Genomic DNA, 16,100 nt, shown 5'->3' on the forward strand with positions numbered 1-16,100 from the left:
TCAGGCTCCTGAATTCAATTTTTTGATAGCGGTTTCCAGTTCAGTCACAACAGTACACACCCGCCAACCATCTGCTTCCAAGTGGGCTTTACTGGCGATCTGGTCGTCTACATCTTTCAGCAAAAACGCAATTTTGTGCTCGTTAAATAAAATCTCAGCCTCGCCGACAATCTCCTCGCTAGCGTTCATCACCGCATCACCGACCTGGCATTCTGCAGGCCAGTTTATAGTCAGTGCACTTAACGCCTCTGCCAGCTCAGGATCAAGTTGCTCAAACCAACTGGGGGTGGAACCTGGATCAGTTTTTACCTGCGTCTTTAAACTCAAATCCGGCCACAACAATCCTGCAGCGGTACCGTCGTGCTTCGATGCCGGCGTCCAGGCATACATAACCGGCAGGAACTGTAATAAGTTCACCGCAGCCCAGAACCTCTGCCACTGGTACCGTGCAGCTTTTTCACTGCCCTGGCGTAAGTCATAGCACACCGACACCATGGCTTGGGTCAGATCGGCGGTCTTCAATAAGTTAGTACCTGCAATCAACTCCACAATCACAGCGGCTGCACCCTTGCCGTCTTGCAGTTCAACCGAACCTGCCAAAGCCACTGGGCTGGGGGTAAGGTCAGCAAATGCAGCTGGAAGCCCTCCCAAACTGTCCAGTATTTTTGCCTTTACCGTTTGGTCCGCCAGCACAGCAGCTGGCTGGCACTGCAAGGCAAAGAACATGGCCTGCTGAGCCAGTGCGGCAGAATCTTGCGTGCTCAGAAAGTGCATCAGCAGCTCAAAGGTGGTTTTATTCAAATGCTCGGCGGTGTTCCCGACGTTCGCCAGTTTTGCCAACCCAGCGATAGCAGAATGGTTCTGCTCTGGTGATGTCATCCCCGTAAGCAATGGAACATCCATCGCTTTATCACCCATCATTTTATTAACGTCGTACCAGTTCAACGACCACACCACAAAGCCTGCATGCATCAAGGCTTGCCGCTTGATCAGATCCTCACTGCCCTTACTAGCATGGAATTCATAACCATCCAGAAATATCGCCACAGGCCTCAACCCACTGCTTGCCGGCCAAAGTACAAAGTCTGGGCGACTGGCAAACTGCACGCCTTGACTGGCACCAAAATCAACTTGCGGCTCCATTTCATAAGCCATTGCCCCAATGGTAAGCCGGCAACCATGCTTCCCGCGGATAACATCTTGAGACACCCGAACCTTCTCGCCACCAACCGATTCGTGGCCAGAAAACGCTGCCAGCGCTTCAGGGAATCTCGCTTCCAGCTCGCTATCAATCCACGGATTCGCCGCCAGAGCGCTCAATGAATGGGTATCCTGAACCCACTGATGCCCTGCATCCACAATATCTTTCAGCATCTCCAGGGCCAGCTCTTTGCTGGTGCTTTCCATGCCGTAGGCGTTGCGATATTCGAGCAAGCAACGGTAGCAGCCATCCATAGTACCGTCGTAACAATCACAGCCATCCATAACGTCGTAAGCCATGCGGAACACAGACTGCATGTGCTCGGCTTTGCTCAGAAGCTCATGCAGATAACCCGTACCGCCGGGCACAGAGTCGTAGAGCACAATAAAGTGCCGGCGCTCATCGGTTTCACCTACCGGCTCACTTTGATAAGCCACCCGTAGGTGATCCACTTTGCCACCAAACCGACGTTTCAAACCCAACTGCAAAGCTGCCACAAATGAGTTCACTTGCTCTTCCGTACCACCGGTAGACAGCCTGGGAAGCAGAATACGCAGGGCTTCTGATGAGAACTGTCGATACAGGTAAAGGCAATTCTCAATGCCGATATCTTCCTTGCCATTGGCAAGCTTTTTGGGCCCCCGAGAATACCCACAGGTTTTCATGTGGTCCGCCTCCATCTTTCCAGAAGCAGCTGCACGGGTTTGTACAGAGCCGCATTCCTTACAGATGGGGAAGCCGGCTCGCTGTATGTGCTCACCCGCCACATCAAAGTACATTTCCTCCCCTTCGCGGCGGCCAAAGTTCACCTCTAGAAAGCTGGCAGAGCGGATAAACTCAAAGCCGAAGGGCCGGTCTTTGTCATCCAGAACCCAGGTGATGTCGATATCGGAGGGCTTGAAATCGATCAGCATCTGCTTGTTGAAAAATACCGGTTCGCGGTCATCGGAACGGTCATCAAGTTGCGCATCTTTAGCGTTGGTAAAGGCGTACACCTGAGTCATTTTCAACATCTTGGTGCGCGCGCTTTCATCCCCCCACTGATTAGTGTGACACCTTGGGCAGGTTTTATCGCTGAACCCTGAACCAGGCTGATCTGCAGCCGCGGAATAATGGCAGCGAGGGCAAAAACGCCAATCCTGAATATTGCGCCCTTTGGCCGTCTCTACCCGCGAAATCTTTACCTTGCGATTACCCGCGTAGAACACAGATTCCGGAGCCAGCTCTGTCAGGGCCGCCTGCGCGGGCCTTTGATACTCATACTCCCGCTTGATAAATTCACGCTCGGCGCCATCACCACTGCCAGCCTTTTTCTCAGAGCGGAAAATGACTGAGTGTAGTGTTGCCCCCTCTTCCGGGAAGGCGTAATTCGGCAGCAGGCCTTCGTCGGTAAAGAAGTTCAGGGTTTCGCGCTTATTCAAGCGAATGCGCATGCTGCGATAACCGGCTATCTCCCGCTCAAGCTCCGTTATTTCCTCTTGAGTGTGTTCATCCAAAGGCTGCTTGCGCAGTTGGTTCAGCTGTTTCTCCAGCTCTTTAATCGTGCCCGCCATTTGCTTGCGATCAACCGCAACCCGCCTTAACCGACCGAGCACATACAATCGCAAATGGTCGTCCTTGTGCTGCGGCCCGCCAAACAAATACTGGCGTAGCAGTTCCAGATCATCCTCGCTCAATTCTTTAGCAACGTGCCTGGCAAAACCGTCCCAAATTTCCTGCATCTCATGTTTAAGAAAGTTCAGCAGCGTATAGGGGAAGCGATCTTCCTGGGTTTTCTCAACCGCATCCAAAACCGGCTGCATGTTAGACGGTACCTGGTTGTCGCCTTTCGCCATGCGCGTCCAACAGTCCATGGCATAGGCCAACAATTGCCGCCGTAATACATGGCGAGCTTTAAGAAACACGGCCGGTGGTTCCACTGGCGTATCCAGCATTCGGCTTGGGTCTGCATAGAACACCAAATCATGGGGGCGGCCATTGGCTACGGTAAGCACAAAAGAGTTGCCATCTCGCCGCCCTCCACGGCCTACCCGTTGCAGATAGTTGGCCTGTGCAGGGGGTACCGAACACAACAACACGCTGGACAGATCGCCAATATCAATACCCATTTCAAGCGTGGGCGTGGCTGAGAGCAGATTGTATTCCCAGGGTTTCGTACCGTTGATAAAACTGTTCTCTACGCGAATACGATCACTCGACGCCAACAACCCCGTGTGCTCGTGCGCAATGACCCGATGAATCTCACCCTGCCGATAAAGTGTACGATACAAAGAGTCCCGTACTGGGGCCGAATGCTCATACACCAAGTTGGGGTGCGCGGCATTCAGCAAAGGCATTCCCTGCCAGTAATCCACATCGCTGGCTGGTACATGCATGGGCCGATACCCCGGGCATTCCACCGCCTGAACATCCACGGTAATGGTGAGCTGCTCTGGGTTCAGCACCCATAGTGTTACCCCACGCTCATTTATCTCCTGCTTCAGCAAGCCAGAAACGCATAGCCCGTCCAGCGCCGCTACAAGCACATGCTCAAGCTGCTTTCGATCCACCAAGGCATCGGGGTTCAGGCACGCCAGCCAGCGCTCGTACCAAGATTGCGAGGTGCCGGCATTCACTAACGGCTCATACCCTTCGCCCTTTCCCATTGCCGGGTACTTAGGCCTGGCAGAAGCCGGGCCTAAGGGCGGTGTATAACCCAATTTCATCAACAGAAACGCTTTACCAGATTGGTTGCGATAGGACTGAAAACTCTCAAGGCCAACGGCACCCAGATACACAAGGTGCTGCACAAGCCCTGTCATAAACTTCTGGGCGGTTTGTTCATCAATACGGTAACCCAGAGTGTTATCCACCGTTTGGGACCAGGCTGTAGCGGTGCTGGTTACCGTCTGCATAGGCCAGCCCAAGGCGGCAACGCCCAACCGGTTCAGGGAGCGCCCAACCTGTGAACGCCAACCAAGATCTTCCAGCAACTGCCACAACATGCGCTCGCGAATCTGTTTAAGCAGCGGCTTAGGCTCTTTTACCTCACCAGACTGCTCAAAATACTCAAAAGCGCCTTGGTAGCGCTTGTCTGGCGGCATGAATTCCCGAAGATAAGACGTTAATGGCAACTGCCCCTGGTGACCATCGTGATTAAGCCACCAGGCTTCAAACAACTCCGGCAGCTTCAATAGCGGAACCGGCCCTGGCTGGCCCTCCAATAATTGAGTCAATGCCATACGCACGTTGTTTTGCCAAGTACGAGCACCAAAAAAACCAGCCCGGTGAGTCGCATCTTGCACTGAGTCGCTGAATGTAAGCAGCTTGCGGTCATCATTGTCACGGCTACTGAATAACTGATGAATAGCCACAGCGCTCAAACTCGCCGCTCGAGCACCGAACACCACCAGTGCCGATTTCGCGGAACAGTATGGGCAGTTATGTTCATGTACCACACGGTTCACATTGCCTTTGCGAACCTCTTTTAGAAGATGCGGTTTACTCACCCGCACCAGTGCCTCATTGCCAGCCTGGCAGCCTTTGCAGTCGCCGCTATAGTCCACTCCCGCTGTTTTGCCACAGTCCCGGCACACCCGGAAATGCTGAAGCATTACCCCACCTATGGATTGTGCCTGGCCTTCCTGCCAAGGCAGCAACAGCGTTGTCTCTTCGTGGTTGCCAAAAAATGCGGGGTAAATCTGCGAAAGGTCTGCTTCTATAACTTGATCAGTGGGGTGGCCCTGCTCCATCCGTGTCAACCAAGCCGTTCCGTGGCATTCCCGGCATTGCACTAACGGTAAGCGAACTTGCTTTTGATCTTTCGGCGGCTGATCATCACCAAATGACAACAAAGGCGACTGGCGCGGGCGATCATCAATAGCTTCAAAACCCTGACCAGCCGGTAAACCCGCTTTTGGCTCACGAAGCGTTCCAACAATCCGCCGCAACTCCCGAGACCATAACTGCAATCGCAACTGCACAAACGGTTGCGTAGTTTCAGCGCGGGCATGGGACATCAACGCCAGCAAAGCAATCAGCGCCTGCTCGGGTTGCCTCTGAAACTGTTTGGGAATTTGCGCCGCCAAACGAGCGACCAAAGAACGAAATGTGGGCGTGCCCTTACCCTGACTCACTTGCCTCAACAAGTTCGCCAGCTGCCCGTGTTGCTTCAACTCGCTACCCAACGCAATGCGGCCTGCCATATCCGCCAGGTTTTCACTCGGTGCTTTGCTGAAATACAACTCGTAAGCGGTCTGTAAATACGCCTCCAAGCTCTTACCCAGCGCAGCACTTAATTCCTCTGGCCCAATCTCCGGGTTCAAACCCAAATAGGCCATGTTATCCAGAAAGTCTAAATCGCTTTTACGTTGTTCTAAAATGACCGAATTGGTACGAAAGGCGCTGGAAAAAATATCCGAGGCATAATCCAACAACCCCCGAATACTGGCATCCCCGCCCAAGGTAGCCGACGTACCCACGCAAATAAGCTGCTCCGCCGCCATATCAAATCTGGCCCGCAAACGCCGGATCAACAGCGACAAATCGGTGCCCTGAGCCCCATCAAAGGTGTGCAGTTCGTCTACGATCAGATAACGCAGGGTATCTGGCCCGTTGTTCGCCCACAATTTTTGGTCTTGCGGGCGCATCAACAAATAATCGAGCATTTTATAGTTGGTGAGCAGTACATCCGGCGGGTTTGCCCGCAGGGTATCCTTATCTGTAATTACCTGTTCCGGCCCCATGGCCTTGCTGCCATGACCATCACCACCCACAAACAACCCAACCCGCAGCCCTTTAAGGGCAGGCTGGCCATGAATAATCTGGGCAAAACGCTTGGCCTGATCCGTCGCCAATGCGTTCATCGGGTATATCACAATCGCCTTGATGCCCTGCGCCTTCTCGCGCTGGCAATGATCCAGAACAGGATACAAAAAGCACTCGGTTTTACCCGAGCCGGTACCCGTAGCGACCAAGGTGTTGGCCGCCTGTTTTTCAGATGCTAACCGTTGCCATGCTTCTTGCTGATGCGCATAGGGGGGATATTCGGTTGAAAAACCATTGAAGAAATCCCGGCCCGCAGTGCCCTCCATAAACGGCAGCCCTACCGACACATAAGGGCCTTTAATAAAGGCCTCGCCGTCTTGCTGCTCTTCTACTAACCGGTGAAACTCACCTTTGAAAGGCGCGGTTTCGGTTTCGTAACCGGTGACAATAAACTCGCGCAGGGCGGCTGAGACTTCGCTGGCTAGTAGGCCGGGGATCATGTTTTCTCACCATAGAGCTGAGTGTAAAAGTCTGAACACTCAACGGTCTCTAAGTATTTGAACGCTAAATCTGAATCACCATAGAGAACCAGAAGATTTCCGTACATCATAGAAAGGGCCTCGCACACAAACCGTTTCGCATAGGAAAAGTCAGGGAAATAGCCGAGCATAATGGCTATATCTTCCGCAGGACTAACGTCCCTCAAGCTATACTTTCGACCATCATACTCTGGCACTGCCACATCGTATTTTGAAAGTATTCTAGACACGGGTTCACCTAACACGTCACATGACAAAATCATCACCAAAAAGCCTTGATAATCAATCGGCAAATTCCCATAGGCTCGGTAATATGAAAGCACAACCTCATGGAGTCTCGCCTCCACCTCATTAAGAGAGAGATGATAAAACGTTTTTTCTGATTTCAGCGCAGGCTGGTTGAGAAACTTTCTGATATTTTCTTTGAATTCATATCCGAGTAGATCGACTTGCCTATTAGGAAATATTCTGTGTTGAAGCAGGTGAATATGTTCATGGGATATTACTGCATCCAACGATATCTGTGCTTTTTTGATAGATTTAGGCTTTACAACAATTTCGCTCTTCTGCTGTGTAATGGGAGAGAAAAATCCCAGCGCATCTTTACCTGTAACTGGCATTCTGTAAAGATGAATAGCTGTTTTTCCTAGCACGAAAAAAATAAATAGTAGAAAAAATGGAGAGATAAAAAACAACAGGAATAAAGTCCCAATTTTTTGTACTAATTTAAGATTTTTGAAGGTCGAAAAAAAGTCTTGTATCGGAGCCTTAATACCTTTTTTTGCATTCTTAACTATTTCAAGCATTGCTTTTAAGTTTTGATCTCTTATCTTACTGGAATCATCCTTAAAAACTCGAAACAATCGGGAGAGTGAGTAGTACTTATCTCCAATTCCAGATAAATAAATTATATCGAACGAGTATTTCAAAGCTCTAGTCGTTAACGGCTTTGGTGGGCAATCACCAAAATCCTTTAACAGCTGTATTTGGGAGCATGTTGGATATTTCTTGTAAATTTGCATAATTCCCCATAGCTGCTGAAAATAATTCAAATTTTAGTAAGCTAACTCTATTTTCTATCCCTGAATTCACGCAGAGCCTCCTCAAGTGTAATAGCCTTCCAAGCCATCGACTCTAGACTGCGTTTATCATCAGGATTACTCACAACGGCAAACTTCGCAGTGGGCCAGGCAATCTCCGATTCAGCAACAACTGCACCGCTGGCGCCAGTTACCTCATAACCAATTTCGGGTTTTGCGCTACCTTGTTTTTGATACAGCCTGAGCAAACCCTCAAAGGCAGAATCCACTAGCTCAAACAAATTGTCCCAACTCGTGGTGCTACCGATAATGTACTGAGCTTTGCGAAACTGCTGAATCGTCGCCATGTCTCGCCGCTTGATGTACATATGATCATGCAAGGGCTGCTTTCGATGGCAATCGGCGCAAAGCGCTTGAAGGTTTGCGGTGTCGTTATGCCTTTTATTTCCATCTATGTGATGCGTATGGAGCAGCGCTTTAGCTTGTTTTAAATCGACGTTGCAGCTTTCACAAACGAAATTTTTGCTTTCCCTGAACTGTGCCGAAACCTCTTTCCAGTTCTCGGCATAACCGCCCTTGTCTTCTATGAACGATTTCGGCAGATAGCGGAAAAGGGAGCTGTAATGAGCAAAGAAATTTTTCAAGTCAAAATTGGAAAGAATCTCCCCTTTGCGCGCAGGAGTCGAAACATACCCCTGATAATTCAGATGCTTCAGACAATTAATACACACTCTCAAGCGAGCACTACCCTCAACTGAACTGAACGTTTTCTTCGAATGACCGAAGACCTCGAAGTCTCCGGATGTATTAACCACGGCTCGATATCTTTGAAAGCGATTACGCTGCCTCATCTGCTCCAGGGTTTGGCAATCTGCCACATGCACTTTTTTGCCATCGAGGCCGCTCTCCAACACCTGATCGATGTTCTGCCCCTGGTCAGGAATATAGAGAACAATTTGAGCGCCATTACTGCTTAGTAACCCGCCCATAGTCTCTACGTCTTTCAGCTCAATTTCAGCGCCGCCCCCCCGGTTGATTATCTCAATAAAATCCGGCAACGGATCCGTTAAGGCGACATTCAGCTTATAAGGGCGTTCCGCAGCCCCCATTTTTTGAATTTGACTCCTTAATTGCTCAATGGGGAAATGCAGCTTCATCCATCAATCTCCAGTATCTGCTTGATGCGAATATCTGCATTTGAAATCACACGAAAGGTGACCCGACGGCTCTTATTAAAGTCCTCCTCACCATCAGCACCAATGATGGGCTTAGCGGAGGAAAAACCGACTGCCGCAACATGCGATTTAATCCAGTTCTGGTAGGGTTGAATGTCATCCAGCCTGTAGATATATTCAAGAACACTTCGGGTTCTACCCTGCGACAACTGCATATTGAGAAAGTATGCATCCGTGGGGCTAGTGGAACGATTCCAGATGCTGCTAGTGTGCCCTTCTATACGCACCTCATTGATAGAATCCTGGAACCCACTGAGAACGCCCATATAACGGGGAAAAAAGTTGCCTAGCAGCGCTCGATAGTCTTCGCTCAGCTCAATATCCCCGCGCCGGAACAGAACGTCTGGAGACTTAAAGGTAAATGTAAGAGTGTCCTTATCGATTTCGGCATTCCAGCGCGGTAAATCCTCGGCAAACTCTTCCACTAGGGCGTTATAAATATCGACCTGAGTTTCCTGGTAGGCGACGGCTACCTCCTTAATGCGATCTCGCTCAAGCAGTGCGTCGCGCATCAAAGCAATCGCTATAAACAGGAAAACCACCATCAAACCAGCCATCAGATCTGACACGGAGAGCCAGTGATTTTCTTCCTGTTCGGACGCCCTTGGTTTTAAAAAGTGAGCCATAATATTCCCTTATTAGGCCCGAGCCTGAACAACCTGATTCATTTGATCTACCAGGCCTCGATAGTCCTCGGTAAACTGACCCGTAATGGAAACCAGCGCTTGTCCCATTTGCTCCATAGAGCGATTGATCTCCGACTGCAGCGCCTGATCCAGAATTTCAATACTTCCCTCCACGGACTCTGCACTTCTGCGGATCGACTGTTCCATCGCTTCTTTCAGGCCAGTGACAAGGCTCTGGAACTGAGCAGCCTGCTGATCTGCCATTTGCTCTAAGTTGCTATTTAATTGATTACGCATACCCTCAAGCCCAGATTCAAAGGACTCCCTGCTGTGCGCCGCCTCCTCAACAACCGACTTACCGGATTCACGCAACGACTCACCAATTGATTTCGTTTGGTCGTTCATTTCAGCCGCTAGCGTGCGGAAATTACTGTGCAGATCATCAGCCATATCAGCGAAGAGCTGACTGGTTTGCTCGGAGCCCTTTTGCATCGCATCCGAGGTGCTTTGAAGGGATTGATTTACCTGGCGAGTACCGTCCGTAAATTCGGCCACACCCTGCGAGATGACTTCCTGATAGCTTTCGGTAACCTTGGTAATGCCTTCCACCAACTGTTTGGATGCGTCTTGGACACCATCCACCGTTAGACCGATCTGCTCTTTCAAAGAAGGCACAGCCTCAACAGCCTTGTCCCGGACATCTTTAAACGCTTCAAGGTGACGACCCAGCTCATCAACCTGATGCTGATTTACCGTCATGACTTCGCCCAGCTTGGTCATCGAGTCCGGGATTTGATTGGTATGCTCCTGAATTTTCGCAATCGCGGCTTCTGTTTCAGTGATCGCGGTAACACCCTGGGCATACTGCAGGGTCATATCACCAAGCTGGACTTTGTAGTTATCCTGCCATTCAACCAGCTTCTCAACAGCCTTGTTCAATTCTTTGAAGTTTTCACCAAACTGCTCGGTTAGATTATTATTAAAGTCAGTAATGACCTGTTTGAGCGCTTCAATAACCGTTTCCGTCGCAGACTTCGAGAGCATATCTGCAAAGTCCTGAAGTTTAATCCAGAGTTTTTCCTGAAATTCTGAAAACTCTTTGCGGGACTGTTTATCTGCGTCATTGATGTCCGACCGCATCAGTTTCATCTGGCCGGTAAGGCTGGACTCGTCGCCACTACCAATAGCCTGATTAAGTGCACTGATGCCATCGCGCTGTTCCCGCATAACGACATACAGCTCTGCCGCGCCAATCTGGTCTTCATCAATTTCCTCTGAGTCGGCCATATACAGAATGCCTACTGACACCAGAACTTTGTATACGATCGAGAGGAACATACCCACAAGGCTGGTTATAAACGCGGTTTTCATACCGCCCAGAAGTCCCTCGATGCTTCCATCAATATTTTTAACATCGAATGCCAGAAGCCCGGCGACGATACCGAAGAAGGTTCCAAGAATACCCAGCGTAGTGAGCAGCGTTGGCGCATACTGCGTGAACGAATGATGTTTATTCAGTCGTTTCCAGACACAAGCCAGCAAAAATACAAACAGCAACAAGCCAAGAAAAATATCTGTAACCAAACCAACCTCAACCGAGGCTACAGCGTTCTCCAGAGGTACCGAGAACATAAGGACTCCATTATTACTACGATGTTATAGAACAACACCAACTTGAATCCTTCAAAATGATTGCTCGTCCTGAGCTTGGCTACAGTTTCAAAATAGCTTTATTGAAATTGAAAACACTAAATTGCCGGCATGGCTTTTTCCTCTTCAGCCCCATTCCCAGGGTCCACACTTTCATACTTATCTGGCAATACCACCGAATTAAACACCTGCACACATAACGGTTTTACCTTCTCAAACCGAAGTTCAACTGACTCATGCTCGCTTTCGAGTGAGCCGGCAGAGCAATGAACAGCGATCATCCGATCTCTGTAGAAAAAACTGTACTGGCGTATTTTCTGATAAATCACCATGCCGGCACGCTCCTGTAAATGGCCAAAATCCATAAAATAACCTGGCAGATTTTCAACAGACACCATGCCGTAGTCTTCAAGAACACCCCCGCTGGGAACCATGCTTTCAATCTCGCCAGACTGCATCATTTCAACCACATCTGAGCTAGAAACATATACACCCTCAGTTTCGCGTACTTGCAGCATGATTAATTCCATGCCGGTGCCCGCCTCGCTTTTCCATTTCTGGACAATATGAGGTCGGTAACCCTCTGCGGTCTGCCATGAACGCGGCACCTGCATTTCCAAAACAACGCCTCTAGACTTGCCAGAGCCATCGGTTCGATATTTCTGCCGAAATCCTTTTGCAAACTCATCTGCGGGAAACTCACTAAACTTGATTGCCAGCAAAAATTCCAGAACCGGGCTGTGAATATTGCCTTCACCGCGACTTCGAACCTCCTCCAGAAAGTTTTTGGCCATCTCCCTGGTCAGCGGTTCATTATGGATTTGCTCGGTCAGCGTCTTCTCAAAGGCAGAACGAAAATTTTGATACTCAACGATCCCTAGAGCCTCTTTCAGCATTAGCTCTACCTTCGCCGGGATGTCACCGAACGCTCGCTCGAACGACAGCTGGGCGAGCAACGCCTCCCTCGCAAGGTCAGGATAGAGGACTGAAATTCTCTCCAGTGACATCTGTTGGCCAAACACAAAGCCGTAAGCCTCTGAAATTCCGCCCTGATTGCCTCTGTTCAGCTCAATAGAGTGGGCACTCGCGTTAAAAAGGAGCGCCATCAGCCAGATGCTTGCCAGAGATTTAATCATCACACTACTCACAAATAACCGATGACTTCGACGAATACGCCCAGCCACCCCAGCACGACGGAAATTTTGCGAGCCAAAGATCGCCGTGTACCAGCTTTGAAAAAAATCCTTTCGACTCCAGTCCGTTTAAAGCATTTTCTATCTCAGGCATTTACTAATGTCCCTCTGACAAATCCAAGAAGTCGGCTGATATTTTGGGGACCCGCATATCAAGCTACTTAAAGCTTCAACGACATCGTCCTTGTTTTCTGTTTTCGAAAAATTCTTATCATATTGTTAGTGAATCCAAAGTAGCTACCAGACTTCTCACACGCTCGTTATCTCGAGTAATTTGTTCACAACTCTCTGTAATTTGCTTAATGCCAGAGTCAAGAGCCACTATCGATCTTTCTCTTCCTGAAGATATGATTTTCCGAGCTTCGCCTAGAATTGAGGAGCCTATATCACTTGCTATACTCTCTACAGCCTGATGAGCGCCGAGAGATTGTTTGCGCTGCTCAGCATTAAGCTTATCTTGCTCAGCGGAGGCGCTATAAATTTCATATGCCGCTAGCACGGCCGTTAATGCCCAGTTGGCTTTACCAGCCCACCCGCTAAGTGTTTTCTCCCAACGGCCTTTAATACCCGGAAACTTAAATTTTCTCAATAAGAGAAGGCCGTTTTTTATCGTTTCAGTATTAATGGATTTAAAGCTTTGTAGCATCACTTTTTCAATGGCTTCACTTACCTGCGAGCTTCCACTATCAGCAGAAACATCCAGTGATATATTAATAGCTGCAGCCAATTCAGCATTGACCTCCTCACAGCGCTGCTGAATAAAATTACTAGTTGAAGCCAGAACAGTGTCGGCCAGTTTCAGAATTTCGCTTTCAGCTTGATTCTGTGATGAGGAATGGCCCATGGCACCGGCAAGTTCTGGCTTTAATCGTGCTACTTCAGAGCGGACGTGGTTGGCAACCTGACTATCAAGTAGATCATACTGACGAACTACTTCGTCGCGCTGATATTGTAGAGCCTCTAAACCTTCGACATCTTCGCCATTTTCTTTTTGTGATATGGCTTCTAACAGAGGACTGATAAGGCACTGATGAATGAACTTTCGCAGTCGATCAAGATAATGAAATTCACTGTCAAACGCTCTCAGCCAGTTTATGAAAACTTCTTCAAATTCAACAATACCCGAATACTTGGCAAGGTTCTCGGAGCCCTTGACTCGCGCTTTCATAGCTGTTTTAACATTTACCGGAATAACCGGAATTTCAGCCACCCGCTTCAAATCAATTTTAAACTGATTAGCGTATTGTGCCATTATTTCTGTTAAACGTGCAGACGCTTCTACAAGCTCTTCAGGGCTTAGCTCATGGTTATAAACAATAAAAATATTTTTACCACGTGCCAGCATGCTGAACATGCGATCGTAAACATCCTTTACATCCTGATCCCCTTGTCGGATAACAAAAAGAATCAGCTCTGAGCGATCTATTTGCGTTTCAGTAATGGACTCATGCTCAATGGGTGCGTTTACGCCAGGCGTATCAAGCAAATAACAATCGTTCCAAAGATAAAAATCAGCAACCGCTGTCTTTGGTATATCACCTATTTCAGCAACCTCTTTCTCCAACAATGCATTAATCATGCTACTTTTTCCGGCGTTATAACTACCGAAAAGCATTATCTGCAATAAAGACTCAGACTTCTTGGCCTCATATTCTTCTTTAAATACCGATACGGCATCGGGTCCCAAATATTGTTCGGCAACTTCCAACAGGCCAGCTAGATTATGATCTATTTTATTGATGCTGCTTAGTTTCATTCAAAGTGCTTCCTTAGCGCTATTTAGATTTTTCTCGAAAACATGAACTTCTGCCATAATATAGCTAGCACTTTTTTCCATATCTCTTAAAACTTCCAACCAGGGCTCGAATGCTCGCTTAACAATGCTCGGCAATTTGCTATCTAACTTATGTAAGGTTTCTTCAACAGCTTGAGTTGCATCCACTCCAACTGTCACTTTTTCCATTTCCGTCTCGACCAGCAACTGCCCACCGGCTCCTCCTAACAGGCCACCCAAGAGCCCGCCTACCGCCGTACCCACTGGACCTAGAAACGAACCTGCTGCCGCTCCCGCAAGCGCTCCGCCTGCTGAAATAGCAGCTTGCATGGCGCGACCAGTGACCTTTTCGTACTCGATTTCAATGTCTTTGAAATCACCCACATCATTCTCTTCAATCTGAACAAGAATTGTATCTACGCTATCCACAAATTTTTCTACAGAATAACGAAGCTCTTTGGCCAGTCTTTCACTGACCAGAGTATTGATTCGGCTGGCTAATAAGGCCCTATCTCCGCTGTCCTTCAACTCCTCAGCCCAATCAGTAACCTTTTCCGCAAGTTCTTGCCGTAGTTTCGTCAAGCCTTCTTGACTGTGCTGAACAGCCGCTTTTTTTTCATTGGAAATCAGCTTCTCTAAATCATCTACAGCAGGCAAAAGCAGGTCATTTACAGACTGAAGTACAGAGCGATCCAGATAGTTAATAATCTGCTGTCTTGCTTTGCGTGGTTTATAGTCTCCAGCGGCTGCAACCAACTCCGCCATGCGCACTTCGAGCTCAGCAAGGCCACTTTCCTGCAAGCTATGAGAGTCTCCGCCAGACTGTTTGTGGGCGTGCACGGAAACCGAAAACGGCTGTTTGATCTTTGTTTGATCACCTAGTTTCTCGGCTGCCCTGCGAAAAACGTCGTCTTCTTGTTCTTTTCGGTTTTCTAGTGTTTTATTTATCAGAATACTGGTCAGGTTGCCGTCTTCATCGCAGTCTTCTTCTCTTGAGTCACTGCGAGTAATAATAGGTAAAAGAGGCTTATCGCTCTCCAGTTCGATTCTAAGGTCGTCAAGCTCTTGCACCTGGCCCGGCGAAGTCGACGGTGTTAACCATAGAACAGCATCGGCACTGTCGGTAAACAAGCGTGTAAGCTCACCATTTTCATCGGTCACAGAGTGCAGACCTGGCGAATCCAACAATACAAGATTGTCGCCCAGTTCCACTCCCTGAATTCTTGCAGTTGTCTCAGTAACACCTTCACTGAATGGTTCTGGTGTATATCTCCGCACGCCGTCTTCGAGGTAGAAAAACTTAACCTCGTCCCTTTCAAACAATGAAGCAACGTAGTTACACAAGGAACTCTTACCCGCATTTACTTTGCCGAACACAAGTAATATCACTTTGTCACCAAAGTGCTCTGATAAAGCCCGAGTAGTTTCGCTAGCGTCCCAATCCTGAACTGATTTTCGAATAACAGAAGATATCTGCCGCTCAACTATATTGCCGGCTTCCGCAAGAGGGTTCTTGCTCCTTAAGCTATCGCTCACCGGGCTTACCCGGGTTACGTTTTGAACGAAATCATCGCGAATTTTCATCAGCACATTTTCTCCTGCGCTGATCTTTTCGAAAGATTGGCTAAAATTCTCTACGGCATTAACAAGCGGGTTACTTGAATTCGTCATCTATCATCTCCAACAGCGCCATTGCGTCTTCCAGTTCACTCAACTCCGACTCAAGTTTTTCGACAGCCTGCTGTTTTGTTTGGTACTTGTCAGCTAATTGCAGCAAAGATGAGGCAAAATCCGTTGTTTTCAGGGTATTGTTCCAATTGCTAACTACTGGTTTGAGTTTTCCAGCCAGCGCATTCGGATCAGATGGTCGATATTTCTGAGCTAAATTTAATGAAATGCGGTTAGCATACTTCTGTAAATCTTCTTTTTTCGCTTCAGTTTCTTTGTGTTCCCGGGCTCTTTCTAGTTCTCGTTCCTTTTCACGCACACTGCTGTCAGAACTCCCAGATGAGCTTTCACTTGCCACCGCTGCTGTTATTGCTGTAGCCACTACAGCAATCGCGCCACCAATCAACCAAGGAATTGCCATGCCTTCT

At 48.6% G+C, this 16,100-nt stretch carries 9 protein-coding genes; all 9 read right to left on the bottom strand.

The features are described from left to right. The 9 genes from CPA50_RS08220 to CPA50_RS08260 all read right to left on the bottom strand — a co-directional run bounded on the left by CPA50_RS08220 (position 1) and on the right by CPA50_RS08260 (position 16,093). The gene (locus CPA50_RS08220; protein WP_096781913.1) at positions 1 to 6,447 is read right to left on the bottom strand and encodes a DEAD/DEAH box helicase; all 6,447 of its coding nucleotides are present in this window, start codon (positions 6,445 to 6,447) and stop codon (positions 1 to 3) included. After that, positions 6,444 to 7,508 carry a hypothetical protein gene (locus CPA50_RS08225; protein WP_096781914.1) on the bottom strand — a complete coding sequence of 355 codons (1,065 nt, stop codon included), beginning with the start codon at positions 7,506 to 7,508 and terminating at the stop codon, positions 6,444 to 6,446. Before CPA50_RS08225 ends, CPA50_RS08220 begins: the two co-directional genes overlap by 4 nt. Before the next feature lie 47 nt (positions 7,509 to 7,555). Further along, on the bottom strand, positions 7,556 to 8,683 hold the full coding sequence (locus tag CPA50_RS08230; protein ID WP_096781915.1) for an HNH endonuclease: 1,128 nt from the start codon (positions 8,681 to 8,683) through the stop codon (positions 7,556 to 7,558). Continuing rightward, a complete protein-coding gene (locus CPA50_RS08235; RefSeq protein ID WP_096781916.1) occupies positions 8,680 to 9,387 on the bottom strand; it encodes a flagellar motor protein MotB in 708 nt (235 codons plus the stop codon). Before CPA50_RS08235 ends, CPA50_RS08230 begins: the two co-directional genes overlap by 4 nt. A 12-nt stretch (positions 9,388 to 9,399) precedes the next feature. Beyond that, positions 9,400 to 11,019, bottom strand: a complete 1,620-nt coding sequence (locus tag CPA50_RS08240) for a MotA/TolQ/ExbB proton channel family protein (RefSeq protein ID WP_096781917.1) — start codon at positions 11,017 to 11,019, stop codon at positions 9,400 to 9,402. 116 nt (positions 11,020 to 11,135) lie between these two features. Then, complete coding sequence (locus CPA50_RS08245; RefSeq protein ID WP_096781918.1) at positions 11,136 to 12,173, bottom strand: hypothetical protein; 1,038 nt, start codon at positions 12,171 to 12,173, stop codon at positions 11,136 to 11,138. 268 nt (positions 12,174 to 12,441) lie between these two features. Then, positions 12,442 to 13,986: a GTPase gene (locus CPA50_RS08250; protein ID WP_096781919.1), complete on the bottom strand. Its 1,545-nt coding sequence runs from the start codon at positions 13,984 to 13,986 to the stop codon at positions 12,442 to 12,444. After that, the gene (locus CPA50_RS19535) at positions 13,987 to 15,675 is read right to left on the bottom strand and encodes a GTPase (RefSeq protein WP_096781920.1); all 1,689 of its coding nucleotides are present in this window, start codon (positions 15,673 to 15,675) and stop codon (positions 13,987 to 13,989) included. It abuts the gene before it with no gap. Beyond that, complete coding sequence (locus tag CPA50_RS08260; RefSeq protein ID WP_096781921.1) at positions 15,659 to 16,093, bottom strand: hypothetical protein; 435 nt, start codon at positions 16,091 to 16,093, stop codon at positions 15,659 to 15,661. The genes CPA50_RS19535 and CPA50_RS08260 overlap by 17 nt, the downstream gene beginning before the upstream one ends. Positions 16,094 to 16,100 lie beyond the last annotated feature (7 nt).

Origin of the sequence: Marinobacter sp. ANT_B65, from assembly GCF_002407605.1 — a bacterium.
Classification (GTDB): domain Bacteria; phylum Pseudomonadota; class Gammaproteobacteria; order Pseudomonadales; family Oleiphilaceae; genus Marinobacter.